Raw genomic sequence first — 15,678 nt, forward strand, 5'->3', positions numbered from 1 at the left:
ATTCGTTTAATAGCTTTGATTAACAGAGGCATCGGTAAAACAAGCGTTTACTTTTCCTTTTTCCAGTCTACATCTTTTTTATTGCGATAGTAACTGGCCATGGAAGTAACCCCCTCTTTGGAATCCTTTTCAAAGCTAAAACTTAATGCAGCTTCCTTAATAAAGAAAAGACCATCGCTTTTGGGGTGCAATTGAACCTTTGGTAAACGAGATTTGGGATTGGTCGCTCGGATGTATAACTTATTTTCTTCCCGGGTGACCACCATTTGGTAGGATTTTTTGTACGTATACGTTCTTACGTACGCTTGTAACTGGGGAATCGTCAACGCATACGGTTTTCGCCCGAACACTTGATCGATGATATCGTTAGTAAGCACGACCCAGTCCATATCCAGCTCAAACCCATTAAATAGAGTTACTACGAAAAGATCCGCCTGGGGCAGATAAACGGCATTGGTTTAAAAGCCATCCGTAGAGCCAGCGTGCTCAATCGTAGGTTGCCCGTCGAGTTTTTTATTGTACCAACCATAGCCATACGGAGCATCCGTTCCGTTGGTAAGCTTGAAGGAAGTCCAGGCTTTTTTTAGTAATGAATCACTGATGAGTTTTCCTGCTAGCAAAGCCTGATGCCAGGTAAGTAGATCTGTTGCCGAAGAAAGCAAACCTCCGGCAGCATACAACGTGTAGATTTCCTGAAGGCTGGCTTTTCCCAGTTTTCTGTCTACTTTGGCGTAAGCCGCAGGCATTGGACTTACTGGACTTTCAGCATTATAATAAGAAGTATGGGTTAGGTTTGCTTTAGCCAGAACATGTTCGTGAAGGTACTGCTCATAGGGTTGCCCCGTAATGACTTCAATGAGGTACCCTAATAAATAGTAATTGGAATTGCTGTATTCAAATTGACTTCCTGGTGCAAAGCTTAGGGGCTCATCTTTAAAATAATCGACCCCCTGAGCGGGCGTATAGGTAGGTCGTTGCTGGGTAGGGTTATCGATTTCAAAGTAATTTTTAATGCCAGAAGTGTGCGTAAGCAGGTGTTCGATGGTAAGAGTGTGGCCTTTGCTGGGAAAATTTTTAAGGTAGGTTTGAATCGAGTCCTGAAGGGAAAGTTTGCCTGCTTCTGCGAGTTGAAGGATGGCAACGGCGGTAAACTGTTTGGTAATGGAGCCGATGCGAAAGATCATATCGGGCTGCATGGGCGTATTCTTTTCCAAATCCGCGTTTCCGAAAGCCTTGTGATAAAGGATATTTCCCTGTCTAGCAATCAATAACACGCCGCCGGGGGCAACGGCAGGCAGACGTTGGGAAAAAAGCGAATCAATCTCAAGGCTAAGGTTGTTATCAAATGTTCTCTGGGCGTAAGAATGAATGCTAAGAAAGAGAAAAAGGAAAGTACAAATCCAGCGAGGGAATGGCATCTTTCTGGTTTATTTAGTGGTATATGTGTCTTTAAGTTAAACTAAAGCGGATCATTGTACCGCCAAGGATAAGTAAATAAGTATATAAGTAACCTCAAGCTTATGGAGTAACAGATACCATCTAACTAAAAAGATGTCCTCTGTAGACTATGAACTGTCAATCTACTGCCATTGATCCATTGTTCTTTAGTTATACAGCTAGTACCAAGGAGGCCAATAGAATCCCTTGCATGAGCCGCTGAATAAATCCGCGAAGAGGTAAGCCCGGAATGGATAACCTTCTTACCCTTGGAGAGTAGCTATAAAAGCCCTGTAAGATTAAAAAAAGCGGACATAAATGATAAAAACGTAAATTCCTCTCTTGTCCGTAACGTCTCAGTGAAAACATGTACCAAGTGCGGAAGGTATAATGAATGCCATAAGAATGCTGGCCTATAGATGCCTTAGGTTCAATTGGTTTTTGTATGGGCTTGGATGTATTCTTTAGGCGTAAGATTCGTTGCTTTTTTAAAGGTGGTGTAAAAGGTAGTTTTGGAGTTGAAGCCAGCTTTAATGGCAACACCCAACAGATCCATATGCTTTAGGTCATCGGATAGGAGCAGGATCTTTGCTTCCTGCGTTCGCAGTTCATTAATAAACTGATAAAAGTTCTTCCCAAATCCATTGTTAAGCACGTAAGATAATTCATGGGTGGTAATGCCTATCTTTAATGCTAATGCCGAAAGGGTTAGGTTGGGATCGAGGTACAGTTTCTCATCCTGGGTCTTTCGCAGAATGATTCCTTTGAGTGCTTCAACCTGAGCAGGCGTAAGTCGTTCATTACTGGCTTTTTTAGCTGCTATCTCGTCTTTTTCTAAGGGAAGATAAGACTCCGTTAGATAAATTGATTTTTGAGTTAGGGTGGCATAAGCCAACGGGATGATCCCTACAAAATAGAGCACAGAGGAAAAAGCAGTGATGTCACTAATCAATACACTTAGCAGGCGAATGACGATCAACACCAACACGGAGGCCAGGAGATAACTAAGCCACTTCAGATCAATTTTGTCGGTAAACGAAGAGAGGAGTTGTATATTTTTTCGGTGACGGCGGAGTAGAGAAAAGCAGCTTATCCAATAATACATCATCTGGCCAAAGAAAAAATACCGGACCGTAAACCGTATCCAAGCTGGCAAGGAAGGTAAATAGGCCGGTTCGCTACTAAGCGTGGGCGTTAAGTAGACGAGAGAAAAGACAAGAAAAAGCAAGAAGGGTACGAAGTGCAGAAGCCAGTTCTTAATAGGCAAAGAAGGAGCTACGTAATGGTTTACGGCCAGATACAAACAGGGAAGCATAGCCCATCTGGGTAATTCTAGTACATGGTACAGACCACTGACATCCCGTTTAAATGCTTCCAGGAAAAGTTGGGTGAATGTGCAGGCAAGGATAAAATAGAAGGCTCCGAGCCATCGGTCGGCTGGCTTGTTTGCCTTCGTTAAACCCATCCAAAACAAGGCTCCTAACAGCCCCAATGCTCCCGCGGAAAAGGCAAAAAAAGTAGCTAAAACAGATAAGTCGGACATGAGATCATTGGCAAGGCTGCTGAATGTGCTAGAGTTCAAAACTTCTGATGGCCTTACCGCCAGATGGGAACGCCAATCCAACCGTGGATGGTCAGTAATACAACCAAGTAAAACAAAAAGATACTATTGAAAAGTAAGGCAAATTTTATCCAGATTTTAGTGAGCTTAGACCATTGATTATATAAACCATAGGCTCCAATAATGACACTAATGGCAAACAAGAGCATACCGGCGAAAATAGAGAAACTGGTCGCATTCAGAAAAGTAAACCGTTCTTTGTGAATCTCATCCGTTGCCCCCAAAAGTCGATACGATAGCCCGAAACAAACGATTCCTACAGCGGGGAAAAGCGGTAATGAAAGCTGCCTCAGGTTTATTTTCTTAACCAGTAAGAGAGGTATACCGATTAGCGTATAGAGTAGGGACAAAAAAGCGGCGATGAGTCCAAGGTAAATAGGAATCTTTTGCATGAGAATCGATGACTCGGATGTTTTCCCGTAAAACCGGTTGCCATACCCTTGAAAAAAGGCACGTCCTTCTTCATCTCGGCCTAACACTGCAGAAGGTACGATATCTCCCCTGAATCGAAATATACCCTTTCCCACGTGAATCAGAGAATCAATGGGACCCTTTCCTGCATCGATGATGAGCTTATCTTGATGAATAGACACGAGTCTAATGCCCGAGAATATTCTCTTGTAAAACTCCCACGTTTCATTTTTGGGATTCATGAATTGATAGTAGCCCAACAGAGGTTCTACAGTTGACGCATCGAGCAGGAGAGCGGGTAGCGTTGGAGCTTGAATGTCTTTCGTTAGAAAACCTTCAATAACCTGAGATACCGGCCATAGATTCGCATTGCAATTCGTAGAAACAGCATAGGCTAAGCCAGCTTCCCGGTTGAAGAATAACCAGGAGCTAAAGCCTTCCCCTTTGCCATTATGCCCCCTGAATGCTACTTTTTTGTTGTTCGGGAATAGTTCGTTACCCAGAGCATAGCCCGTGTGTAAGCCGTTTCGGCTAGCTAAGGTGCTGTGGATTCTTTCCATCTCTAACTGGTCACGCTCAGGCAGTAGCTCAGTAGCACTGTCTGTATGAACCTTTAACAGGTAACGCATAAACTTGGTCATATCCGTAGCCGTTGAAACCAGAGATCCAGCGGCTCCATTGCCGCTAGGTCCGTACAGGGGTAGAGCGGTAAATGCTTTAGTATCGAAGTTATAGCCTATAGCATAGAGTGGCAGTTTTTTACCGTCTCGATCAAAGAGGGTATGATCCATTTTTAAGGGTTGAAGGAGGACCTGGTCTAGGTAGTGATTCCAGGGCATACCCGATACTTTCTCTAGCAGGTAGCCTAATACCATATAACCCGGATTTGAATAGGACATGATCTGACCAGGTTTCCAGCGAGCATGCAAGGAATGCTCTACCGATTGTACGGCCTCAATGCCTTTGAGCGGTAGGCGGCTGGTGTGAACCATCCTGCTTAATTCAATGTCTTCGAATCCAGCCGTGTGCTCTAACAGGTGAACAAGCCTTACAGGGTGCGTAGATTCCCAGGGGTTGGTATAAGGAATTTCGGGGGCAAGTACGCGTAGCCGATCATTCAGATGCAGTTTACCGGCTGCAATCAGTTTTTGAATACCCATGGCCACAAAAAACTTGGTGATGGAAGCCAGGTGAAATTGCGTATGGGCATCAACTCTGCGTTGTTGTTCTACATCGGCATAGCCGAGTCCTGCTGAAAAGAAGAGGCTGTCCCTTTTTACAATGGAAACCATTAAACCCGGCAAATGCTCTTTCTGCATGACTTGCTTGAGTTCTGTCATCAATGGGGCTGTGGATGCATCAGGAAGGCTGGGGGCTTGGGCCTTACTGGTAGTACAGCAGGTCAGCAGCAAAAGCAGCGTAACGAATAAAGTGCGACTTTGGGTCATCGTTTTTTTTGCCAAAGTACACCAGCCCCTTTTTTGGGTAGTTCGGTTCTATCCAAGCGAACTAAAAAGAGGAAAGATTTTATGAAAACCAGCCGTATAAGAGGCAAGTGAGCTCGACACCCCATTCAATTCTAGATTGCTATAATCAATGAACTGCATGACATGAAAATCCAAACCCCGCTCTACTAAGTCTCGAGCATCACTTACTCTAATTATTTATGCACTTTTCAAAAAGACTTCGGGCATAAATGCTTATAACCTAAGGAATATCAAAAGTTAATGAATCTGCAGGTATGCTCATGGATTGGGACTGCTCAAGGCTTTATAAGAGGCTTGTAACGCTTCTTCGGTCTCAGGCAATTGAACTTTTAATCCAAAGGATACGCGAGCTTGTACCTGCTCGACAAAAGGCTTAAAGCGTTGGTTATATTCTGAAAAAGCAATTTGATAATCTTCATTCGCATGCAGCTGTTTAGCTAACAGGGTTGCCCCTTGTATAGCTAAACTCGTACCCATGCCGGTGAAGAAGCTTGGTGCGTAGGCGGCATCGCCTAGTAGAGCTACCCGCCCTATTGTCCAATCCGGCATATGGATTTGACAGGCTTCATCAAAATATAATTCATCAGCACTAAGCATTGACTCTAAAATTTCCGGAAGTTTCCAATTCGTATTCGTACCGAAATGTTCCCTTAAAATCTGCTTCGGTTGTTGGTGATCTCGGTAGTTCCAAGCCAATTTAGGCGATCGGAATAAAAGGATAGCATTGGCACCATTTTTAAATTGATACACTACGGCCTGTTTTCCTACTTCACGATACACAATACCCGTAGACTTGGGTCTACCGGTCTGCACCTGATCTGCTTTAGCAAAGGCAAAGTAGACCCCAAGAAACTTTTTAAATTGATCTTCGGGTCCGAAAGCAAGTTTTCGAACGCTGGAGTGAGTGCCATCAGCTCCAAAAACAAAGTCATAAGACTTGGTCTGCCCTTTTTCGAACGTTACCTCTACCCGATCTTCCTGCTGAGTCAATGAGGATATGCTCGTGCCAAAAATTAGTTCAATCTCATCTTTTGCAATCGCTTCGTAGATAATTTTTAATAAATCCCCACGGTGTATTTCTATATCCCCTAAATACTGCGGCAGTGTATTGATAGCAAAGGTAGCTATGGTTTGATCTTGGGCATTCACGACCTCATCGGTATGAACAAATTCATTCGCTTTAATCTGATCCAATATACCCATGTCCTTGGCGATATTCAAGGCTTCACCACGCACATCAATAGGTGAGCCATTGGTTCTAAGATCCTTACCCAATTCCACGACAGTAACACCATAACCAAATTTATTCAGCCAGTAGGCCAATGTTAATCCAGCAAAGCTGGCACCCGATATCAGCACTTGTTTTTTCATCCGTATGAATTTTTTTACGGTAATACATTTAATTACACCGCAAAAGTATCTGTAGCTTTACGAGTAAAATATTCGAAAAGCAACTAATTTTGATCGAAAAAATGAATAATGCTGGGGGTCAATATTTTGACGACAGTGTGGAGCAGTTTACCAATAAGGTGGGGGTGACCTTTGAAGAGTTCTTGCAGTATTTTCAGGTTAACTTCTTTAAAGGATTTATTTTTTTGCCCGACATGGCCATGCACTTCGGCTCATTTGTCACCAATCAGGACTTCACCCGCGTAACGGGCCAATCTGATATTAAAGACGGTATTGGTTTTATCTTTTACAATATCTTTGAAGATAAAGCACCAGATGGAACGGATAATCCTACATCAACTGAACCCTTGGAGCCGCCTTATGTGCGTATTTTTCCGTATTCGATCAGGCAAACCTTGCATTTCAAAAAAGGGACTCGCGTAACCCATGTTTCCATCAGTATTAGTGCAGAATATCTGAAGGAGTTTCTAAGGGAGGAAGCTGACCATTTCGGGTATCTTTTTGATAGTGCTAATAATTTTTGGATAGAGGAATTGATGACCGATGACATTTTACGTACCGTAAATGACATCGTTAAAAAGGAAGAGCCCCTTACTATGAAAGGTTTTTATTACAAACTGAAGGCGATGGAATTGCTTTTCTATATGTTTGAAAGTTTGAAGAAACGGGAGAGCTCTGTTGGTTTGAAGCTGAATGGAAAGGAAATTCAGGCTGTCTATCGAGTTAGGGACAAAATCGTTTCCTCATTAGACCAGCCCAGTACCATAGCTACCCTGAAAGAAATTGCTGGTATGAATGAATTGAAACTCCGTAAAGTTTTTACGCAGGTATTTGGCATGGGTATCTATGATTACTATCAGCGTCTGCGTATGAAAGAAGCCGCACGGCTTTTACGCGAAGAAAAGGTATCGGTATCCGAAGCTGGATTTCGAATGGGCTTTGAGAATCTGGGTCATTTCACGAAAGTATTTGAAAAGCACATAGGGAAGAAGCCAAAAAAATACGTTCAAAGTTTGAACCTAACCAACCTGTGAAGCAATTCAAAGGGATGGTCAGACCCTTGAATCAACTCGTACCAGGCAAACTTCACTAGGTACGATTCCCCCAAAAGGTATTGCGTAAAGTACTCGTCGATCGGGTTCAATAAGCACACGAGATGAAGCCTCAGGCGATAATTAGGGGGTGAATAATGACTACATTAGGGCTGTTTGTCGTATATCAATAACCGTTACATTTGTATCGTCTTGTTTGGCAGGGGTCCACAAGGCAACCTCTGTTCATCTTGCAGGATTAGGCTCTTAACGTAGAGTCTCCCCGTTAGTCAGGCTGGTTAAGGGGATTATCAAAATGACTAACGGGGCTTCTGCAGGAAGATACGTATTCTTAAGCAAGTAGTGTGTTTGTTTCCATATCAGTTTATCCACCCACCTAGATGTATCCTAGTAAGGCTTCCTTGGCATTGTCCGAGAAAGCCTTATTTTTTTTTAACACACCGACGCTATGAAAGCAAAGATTAAGTTTACCAAGGGCCTGTTCGGCGAATTCGAGCCAGAGATACAGGCGTACTTAGAGACCGCATCGCCCTTCGATTTACCAGGCATGCCTCAGGCAGGCATCTATATCAATTTGTTCGCTTTTATCGATAAGTCTTTGCCTGCGAATATTTTAGAGTGGATTCAAAACGGCGATTACTTCGAAATCGAACGAGTCACAATCTTGGGACCCGATTTAGTGGAAGTGCTGCTTTAAAACCCGAAGAACAGCGTGATGATGAGTCGGGTCTCTTTTATTTGATAACCTTTTCCTCTACTACTAGAAGATTAGATGAACGATTCGCCTTCGTGGATCTAACCCTTTAACTTTCAACGCTTCAACGTTAACTATGGAGATAATCACCAACACATTAGACTTAGCTAGCCAGTAAAACCACAGGCCTATTAAAGCGGTATTTCTCGTAAGATAAGGCGAAGGTGGACCTTTTAAGTTAACAAAAAAACGACCGCCAATGTCTTATTTTAAAGACACATGTCTTATGTTTGCGACATGGAAGATACTCGTCAACGTATTATCGATTGTGCTATTGCCACCTTTGCTACCCATTCGTCCGCTACGTTAGATACCGTAGCGGATGCTGCCAGCATTACTCGCCGTACGCTTAATCGCTATTTTAGCGATAAAAAAGATCTGCTGGAGGCTTGTACGCGTGAAATGCTTACGACTTGCGAAGCAGCCATGACCCAGGCCTATCAAAGCAGTGACCATCCTGTAACGCAACTCGAACGTATGCTCTATGCCGGTATCGATTGCAATTACAAATTTCTTTTTCTTACCAAGCTACAGGTTCAGACGCCGCCCCCTTCCTCTCCGCCCCTTACGCAAGGCTACGATACAATTAAGGATAAATGGTTTACGCTGATTACCCAGCTTCAAGGCCAGGGACTTATTAGTCAGCAGCTTTCCATTGCCTGGATTTTTCATCTGTTTGGGGGTATGATCCATACAACCGTTCACGCCCTGGATTCAGGAACCGTGGCTCGTCAGGATCTGAAGACGTACGCCTGGTATTCCTTCAGTCGTAGTATTGGACTGCAGGGTTAAACAAAGCTCATTCATTCTTACTTTTTTTATGATGACTCAAATTTCTTCAACCAACGAAGAGCTTCTTAACGCTTTACCCGGTTTTCAGGAGCGGTATGCTTCGGTTAATGGCGTGCACTTGCACTATGTGAGCGGTGGAAAAGGCAATCCTTTAATTCTTCTCCCCGGCTGGCCCGAAACCTGGTGGGCTTACCATAAAGTGATGCCCTTGCTGGCCCAGCACTATGAGGTAATTGCTGTTGATATTCGGGGAATGGGTCATTCGGACATGCCCCTTATGGGCTATGATAAGAAAAACATGGCTCAGGACCTTGCCGAGTTAATCACTCACTTAGGTTACTCTAACGCCTATGTAGCGGGGCACGACATTGGAGCCCATGTGGCCTTTAGTTTGGCCGCCAATCACCCAAAACTGGTAAGCAAGCTGATCCTTCTCGATACGCCGCATCCGACACCTGATATGTTTCGGCTACCGATGCTTCCTACGGGCTCCATGGCGGAAGGAAGTGGCTATACCTATCCCTGGTGGGTGGCCTTCAATCAACTCAAGCAATTACCCGAGCAGGTTTTAGCAGGCCGCATACGTATCATCTTGGACTGGGTCTTTGATCATCTTCTGCTTAATAAAAACAGCATTGATACCAGCGATCGAGCCGTTTATGCAGCAGCGTATGACACCGAGGCAGGGATTCGAGCCTCCAATGCCTGGTATCAGGCTTTCTTGCAGGATATTGAAGATAGTAAAACGTATGCGGCTTTGCCTATGCCGGTTTTAGGAATTGGAGCCAGTGGCTATGAGTTACTAAACTATACCTTACCCGAACAGGCTACGCAATGGCAGGTCGTTCAAATCGAAGAAAGTGGCCATTTCCTGCTAGCGGAACAACCTCAGAAGACCGCGGCAGCAATGATGGCGTTTTTAGGCTAAAGAAGCAGGTTATCGGGAGAAAAGCTATTGGATCTTTTCTCCCGATAACCTTTTACAAACCTTGTGTATATAATTTTTACTAGGTATCTATAACCATAATAGATCATTTTACTTACAATTGATTATACAACAGGAAAAGTGGCAGAGAGCCTATCTAGCTTCAAGCCCCCTCATTAGTTGGTTGAACCGTTAAGGTTTACTGGCGAGTTGAGTTAAGAGTAAACCAATGTCCTTGCTTTCTACCCGTGGGGCATTAGGGTACATCAACCGACCGGATTTATCGAAAATCATATATCTGGGAATGGCATCCAGTTTCGCTTTTTTGAGAAAGGCGGATGTCCGATGATTCACAATGAGATAGTTTTGACTGTAGTCACTCAACTCTTCCTTAACGCTCGCTTTCTGCCAGGAAGTTTTGTTATCATCAATGGAAAGGTAGACAAATACCACCTTCGCCTTTGAGAGCGACTGACGTAGCTCATGGGAAGCTTTCATGGCCGCCCGGCACGGAACACACCAACTCGCCCAAAAATCCACGTAGACGATCTTACCCGCATGTTGCTTGAGTACCTGCTCAAGCAGGATCTTGGCACCCGACTCTTGGAGTAAAGCAACGGAGTTAACGTCATGTCTGCTGCTATCAAACTCCAGGGAAAAGTCGTTGTAACTTCGAGCGAGTAGGTCCTTATCCTTGACTTCTTTCTCGTAAATCTGGTAATACTTCTTGAAATCCTCGGCTGAGAACGTTGAATAGATCTGGTGGATTTGCTTGGTCAACAAATACTCTTTAGCCTGAACAGAAAACAGTTCCGCGTTTCTAGTTTGATCGAAGATTTCTCGGTAATCCGGCGTGTCTCCCTGACCGCTCTGAACCAAGCGAGCCTGATTGACGATCAAGTGTTCTTCGACGGCATCAACCAACTTCTGGTAGTAGAAATGATCTACCGTTTCGTCGGCCTGCATTTCTTTCGAATGAAATAGCGTTGCGATGGCTTGTTTGGATAACTGGTTCGCTTCTACGACAACCTTATAAACTAACAAACGGGTTCTTACGGAATAGTAGGAATAACAGACCGGCGAGAGTTCACCTGCCGCGTACAGCGAATCCAGTAACTGCTTTTGCCTAGCCAGTGAAAACAAAACCGAGGACATCAGCTGGTTTCTATGTTCCGCAGTAAGTTTGAGCCGGCGTTCCGTTTTTTGCCGTCCATTCAGGAGATTACTCTCTTTTCGCATCTTTTCATCAGTAAGGATGCGTTTGACATTGAGATGAGCAACATTTAAATAACTACCGATCGATGTATACGTTTGAATTACATTCGAGTCGGTAGGGATCTTTTCAAAAAGCAGATCATAGGGTTTGACCGCTCGGTTAAGAATCGTAATCGCTACGCTTGAAGGCTGATAGGTGATCTGAATCGAATCTCCTTGCTGAACTACATACTCTTCAAAATCAAAGAAATTCTTTCTCACCCGAAGCAGGGCATGGGCACGAGCTATGGGTTGGATCAGGGAACGGATCTGCTCGCCTTTGGTGTAATCCAAAGTGGTTACGTGGTCTTTATCGCATAACTCTACTACGTTTGTACTCCCGATCCATATATTCTTGGTATGGTAAAAGATCTGTTCGATCGTTGGGTTATTGCTAAACAGGATGGTAATGGGCTTAAGGGGCGTGGGATGACCTAAACACCCAAAGCTAGCGAAGACCATTAGTACAAATGCAGTGAGAATGTATTTCATTGGAAGGAGGTTTAGATGAGATGAATAGTGATTTAGATTTGGGCATAGGTTTATCTATGCACTAGCGAATGCCTGCACCAGGTAGTTGACCTATTTTAAACTAGCTTTACATAAACGACCTACAGGTCATTCTGAGTCACGTATTGCTACGCACAGACAGACTCGCCTGCAAGTCAACAGATCGAGCAGACGGTAAAAGGATCCGGTTACCAATTCTGTAGTCATTCAGAGCGGATAAGGCAAGCACATTTTAGATAAGGTTGAGAGGTTCGAGATTTCTAAAAGCAAGAATAGAAAAAAAATCAATATATAACTAATAATTTAGTTATATATTGATAAGTGGTGAAGTGAAGTGAACTTTGTGGCCAGTTGCCTTACTCTTTTTCCTACGTCAACTTAACGGGCAGACACTTATGCCACAGAAGTCAGTAATCATTACTCCCTTGAAGATTATAGAGCTTGTAGTAGCAAGTTTTCTTCTATTGATGCTACTTCTATTTTTATTTGAGTACTACCAGGTAGCTATCAAAAAAGATATGGTAACGTACCCTTTCGGCTCAGAGCTTGCCATGGAATCAGGTTGGCCTAGTTATGAATCTGCTGAAGCTTATCGAAGAGATTCGGCTATCAACCTCCTAGCTTACGGATTGATTTTTACAGTGCTTCTGAGAGGGGTGTTTTCGAATAGAAAGATATACACGCTTATTAGCCTCTTACTATTTCTCTTACATCTTCTACTAGCCCATATAGGTTATAAAATATCATCTTAATTCTACATACTGACTGGGTTTGACTACCTTTCCAGGTAGTCAGTCTTAACTTCCTTCGTATCATCTGAAGTGCTGAGAATCAACCCAGGTCAGTTTCATAAAACCTCACCAAATGGTGCAGCTTATCAGGGATAAAGGATAGCTCCTAAAAGTTAATCCCAAACTGGAAACCGGGTGTGAAGGCTGCCCCGTGACTGTTTCCAAAACGTAGGGCTAAGGGCAAGGCTACGAAGTAACCGTGATGTTCTTTCTTGATAACCGTTTTGGAGAGAACAGGGGTGAAGCCATACCGGCCCGACGTTTCAAAGGCCGCTCGAAGGGCCATTACATATCCTTTAGGGAAACGCAACAAAGCTCCCGGATGAAAAAGAAAATTAGACATTCGGCTCCCACCGGATTCAGCCCGAATGAAGGGCACAAACTCCGCTGAAAAGCCTACTTTTTCACTCTTCCACAGATTAAGGCCAATCGGGAATCCAACCTGGTAATAGGTTTTAAAATTAGGCGTTACCTGACCTTCGCTGAAGCTTACAATCGGGTGCAGCACGCCCACGTACCCGGTAACTTTAGGAGGCTCGGTAGATTGGCCCAGAGCGACCCCTTCTAAAAGTAAGATAAGTTTCACTAGTAAGAGCAATCGCAAAATCGAAGTCAGGCTTCGCTTGAAGGCGTAAGTAGATAGCATGAGTAGGCAACGGGTTTTGATAGCGTTACCCTGCAAGATTAAAGCTCCTTCTGAAGCTAAAATAGAACGCGTATTTCCTTTGGAACCAGCTTTACTTTTTAGCCTGCTTTTTTCTGAATTGGTTAGGCGTTAGGTCCATGTACTTTTTAAAAACCCGGGTAAAGTGACTCTGGTCGGAAAATCCGGTTAGATACGCAATTTCGGAAAGTGAATAGGCACTAGAGCGAAGCAGGTGCAGGGCTTTATCAATGCGTTGTTGTTGCAAATACTCGGTAAAGGAGGTGTTTTCAAAATACCGGGAAAATTCACGGGAGAGGTAACTCGGATTGACGTTCACGTTTTCGGCTAATTCCTGAAGCGTAAGCGTAGAATCGAGATTAGTGTCAATCAACTGCCGTAACTCATGCACCCAATCGGGGACTTTGGTTTTCTTCTGATGATCCAGATAGGTATGATAAATCTCTAGTAAGAGCTTTTCAGCGGGAGTCTGGATGTGTTTTTGCTGATAGAGCTGGCTAGCCCAGGTATATAACGCATCGTAAAGAATGAAGCCCTGAGCGAGTAACGCTTGATCGTCGGTGATATTGAAAGCCAGACCAGCGGAGATGGCCCATAGCCCCGGAGATTGACTGGCGAGGGAATGATCATCCGTATCAGCACCGCGAATAATGGGAGCCATGCGGTACAGAGCGGGGTCCGTGAGCTGATGTTTCTTAAGGATGTAGTCAAACGTACAAAATCGTTCATAATGCGTATACTCCGCACCGGGAACATCAAAAGGTATGGCATCTAACGTTGAAGCCATGGGGAGTACCTCAGATTCAGCGACAAAGAGAAATTCAGCTTCTGGGTCAATGAATCGGCGAATAAGCCAAGGGCAGGCTAAACGGTCAATTTTGGGCCGTTCACGGGTAATCCATTTCATGAGGGATGTTTTTCAGGCAAACCTATGACAAATGTTTAATCTCACTACTAACTTTCTTTAACTACTTGCGATACTACATTTTACAATTTTTGAGTGGTTGTATGTAAAAGGATATAGAGTAGATATGGCATCGATCTTCCAGAGAAGTCTATCTTTTGAATTTTCCTCTGCAAGACAAACAGTTTTCTGGTGAGATCGCTTCGATGCCTTGACTAGTGAATAATCAGATAGGGGTCTTCTAGAACCCTTTCGACCCTAACCCAATCAATAAATACCTACAGTGCTTGACCCAACTAGCACACCCGTTCAAACGCAGTTGCCCAGTCAGTGGTACCCTAGTTTTTTAACCGCGGTCCGACAATACTGACGCCATGCTTCTGGTGAACTTGTTTGATCTCTTCCAGCGTAGCCGTAGCTGGCAATTGAGACAGGCGTTTGAAAAGTGCTTCGGTTTGGCCACTTGGACTGGTCTGAAAAAACATTTTCCCCGTTTCACTGAGTACTAAAAAGGCATGGGGCACCTCCCTGGGTAAAAAGATAGTATCGCCCCCGTGCAGGGTGTAAGTCTGTTCACCCACCTGCACGAGAAAGTCGCCTTCGACGATGTAGAACTGCTCATCCTGTCCATGATGAACATGGACGGGTGGGCCGTCGTTTTTATGATACTTGCCATAAAACATGGTCAACTGCTGGTGGGTATCCTGACCGGCTATTTTTAAGGAGAGTTCCATGCCCAGAACCTGATAAAGCTGGCCAAAGCGCGCTTCACTCTCCTGAATCACAAAGGGTTTGGTTGCTGAACTAGCCATAGAAGTAGTCGCTAATGTAGGCGAAAGCAAGCGATGAGCGGCGAGTGCGGATAAACGCAGTATAAAAGAACGGCGTGTCGGAGGATACATAGCGTTGATCGACTGGATGTGAGGGTCACAAAGCTAGCCTTGCCGGTAGAAAGGGTGGTGGTCAAAAAACGACATCTTTACCGAAGACCGAGTAATTTTTCGGGGGCACGGGCTTGGGCTTCCAGCAGGTCAGGGGGCGTCAGTCCGGCAAATTGTTTGAAGTCTTTGACCATATGCTGATAATCCCCGTAGCCACAACTCAGGGCAACCGCGAGCCAATCCAAGGTCGTCTTTCGCTGCTTGAGGGCAAAGGCCCGGTTGAAGCGGGCAATCCGTAAAAATAATTTAGGGCTCACCCCGTTACGCTGCTTAAATTTTCGTTCAAACTGCCGAACGCTAAGACAGGACTGATGCACGAGATCGTCCAGGGATAGAGGCCCAGAGAGCTTCTCCCCGAAGACACTGAGCCGATCGATCGGCTCGATCCGTAAACGCAGTTTTTGAAACCTCGTGAGCAGAAAGGTCTCGGTGGTCCGGATCATATGGTCGTATTGCTGGGTATCCATCAATTGCTGAAGGATCTGGTAGGTTTCCCGGCCCAGTACATCTTCCGCATCAACTACGGCGTTAGAAAAATAGGTGGTGGGTAGCTGACCCAGCAAATGAAAGAGTCCTCCGGGCTGAAAAACAATCTTGACTAGCTTAAAATTTTCCGGATAGTGATGAAACCAGCTACTCAGTAACTGGCCTTGAATCACACTGGCTGGGATGACGAGTCGTTGCTGCTGGTCCGGACTTATTTTGGTGAACTGACCAGAGGGATA

At 44.4% G+C, this 15,678-nt stretch carries 14 protein-coding genes; 4 read left to right on the plus strand and 10 right to left on the minus strand.

The annotated features are described in order from the left end of the window. Positions 1-47: 47 nt before the first annotated feature. From C5O19_RS24800 to C5O19_RS24820, 5 genes are all read right to left on the minus strand, one after another. Positions 48-377: a hypothetical protein gene (locus C5O19_RS24800; RefSeq protein ID WP_165796122.1), complete on the minus strand. Its 330-nt coding sequence runs from the start codon at positions 375-377 to the stop codon at positions 48-50. 81 nt (positions 378-458) lie between these two features. After that, positions 459-1,418, minus strand: a complete 960-nt coding sequence (locus C5O19_RS24805; protein WP_104716060.1) for a serine hydrolase domain-containing protein — start codon at positions 1,416-1,418, stop codon at positions 459-461. Positions 1,419-1,867: 449 nt separating this feature from the next. Continuing rightward, positions 1,868-2,980 carry a helix-turn-helix domain-containing protein gene (locus C5O19_RS24810; RefSeq protein ID WP_104716061.1) on the minus strand — a complete coding sequence of 371 codons (1,113 nt, stop codon included), beginning with the start codon at positions 2,978-2,980 and terminating at the stop codon, positions 1,868-1,870. 53 nt (positions 2,981-3,033) lie between these two features. After that, positions 3,034-4,917, minus strand: coding sequence for a serine hydrolase domain-containing protein (locus tag C5O19_RS24815; RefSeq protein ID WP_104716062.1), 1,884 nt, complete (start codon positions 4,915-4,917; stop codon positions 3,034-3,036). 297 nt (positions 4,918-5,214) lie between these two features. After that, positions 5,215-6,327: an FAD-dependent monooxygenase gene (locus C5O19_RS24820; RefSeq protein WP_104716063.1), complete on the minus strand. Its 1,113-nt coding sequence runs from the start codon at positions 6,325-6,327 to the stop codon at positions 5,215-5,217. A gap of 101 nt (positions 6,328-6,428) precedes the next feature. On the opposite strand from C5O19_RS24820, the gene C5O19_RS24825 reads away from it, so the two are divergent. The 4 genes from C5O19_RS24825 to C5O19_RS24840 all read left to right on the plus strand — a co-directional run bounded on the left by C5O19_RS24825 (position 6,429) and on the right by C5O19_RS24840 (position 9,892). Continuing rightward, on the plus strand, positions 6,429-7,400 hold the full coding sequence (locus C5O19_RS24825; RefSeq protein WP_207766549.1) for a helix-turn-helix domain-containing protein: 972 nt from the start codon (positions 6,429-6,431) through the stop codon (positions 7,398-7,400). 466 nt (positions 7,401-7,866) lie between these two features. Next, on the plus strand, positions 7,867-8,115 hold the full coding sequence (locus C5O19_RS24830) for a hypothetical protein (protein ID WP_104716064.1): 249 nt from the start codon (positions 7,867-7,869) through the stop codon (positions 8,113-8,115). 294 nt (positions 8,116-8,409) lie between these two features. Beyond that, positions 8,410-8,964 (plus strand): TetR/AcrR family transcriptional regulator, encoded by a 555-nt coding sequence (locus C5O19_RS24835; protein WP_165796123.1) that lies wholly within the window; start codon positions 8,410-8,412, stop codon positions 8,962-8,964. A gap of 28 nt (positions 8,965-8,992) precedes the next feature. Continuing rightward, positions 8,993-9,892: an alpha/beta fold hydrolase gene (locus C5O19_RS24840; RefSeq protein WP_207766551.1), complete on the plus strand. Its 900-nt coding sequence runs from the start codon at positions 8,993-8,995 to the stop codon at positions 9,890-9,892. Positions 9,893-10,081: 189 nt separating this feature from the next. Here the strand turns inward: C5O19_RS24840 and C5O19_RS24845 are convergent, their stop codons facing one another. From C5O19_RS24845 to C5O19_RS24870, 5 genes are all read right to left on the minus strand, one after another. Further along, positions 10,082-11,635, minus strand: coding sequence for a TlpA family protein disulfide reductase (locus tag C5O19_RS24845; protein WP_104716066.1), 1,554 nt, complete (start codon positions 11,633-11,635; stop codon positions 10,082-10,084). A 915-nt stretch (positions 11,636-12,550) separates the two neighbouring features. After that, positions 12,551-13,090 carry a hypothetical protein gene (locus tag C5O19_RS24855; protein ID WP_104716068.1) on the minus strand — a complete coding sequence of 180 codons (540 nt, stop codon included), beginning with the start codon at positions 13,088-13,090 and terminating at the stop codon, positions 12,551-12,553. A gap of 91 nt (positions 13,091-13,181) precedes the next feature. Next, the gene (locus C5O19_RS24860) at positions 13,182-14,015 is read right to left on the minus strand and encodes a chromate resistance protein ChrB domain-containing protein (protein WP_104716069.1); all 834 of its coding nucleotides are present in this window, start codon (positions 14,013-14,015) and stop codon (positions 13,182-13,184) included. A 335-nt stretch (positions 14,016-14,350) separates the two neighbouring features. Continuing rightward, a complete protein-coding gene (locus C5O19_RS24865) occupies positions 14,351-14,914 on the minus strand; it encodes a cupin domain-containing protein (RefSeq protein ID WP_104716070.1) in 564 nt (187 codons plus the stop codon). A 77-nt stretch (positions 14,915-14,991) separates the two neighbouring features. After that, a partial coding sequence (locus tag C5O19_RS24870; RefSeq protein ID WP_104716071.1) for a helix-turn-helix domain-containing protein occupies positions 14,992-15,678 on the minus strand: 687 nt, incomplete at its 5' end.

Origin of the sequence: Siphonobacter curvatus (assembly GCF_002943425.1) — a bacterium.
Taxonomy (GTDB): Bacteria; Bacteroidota; Bacteroidia; order Cytophagales; family Spirosomataceae; genus Siphonobacter; species Siphonobacter curvatus.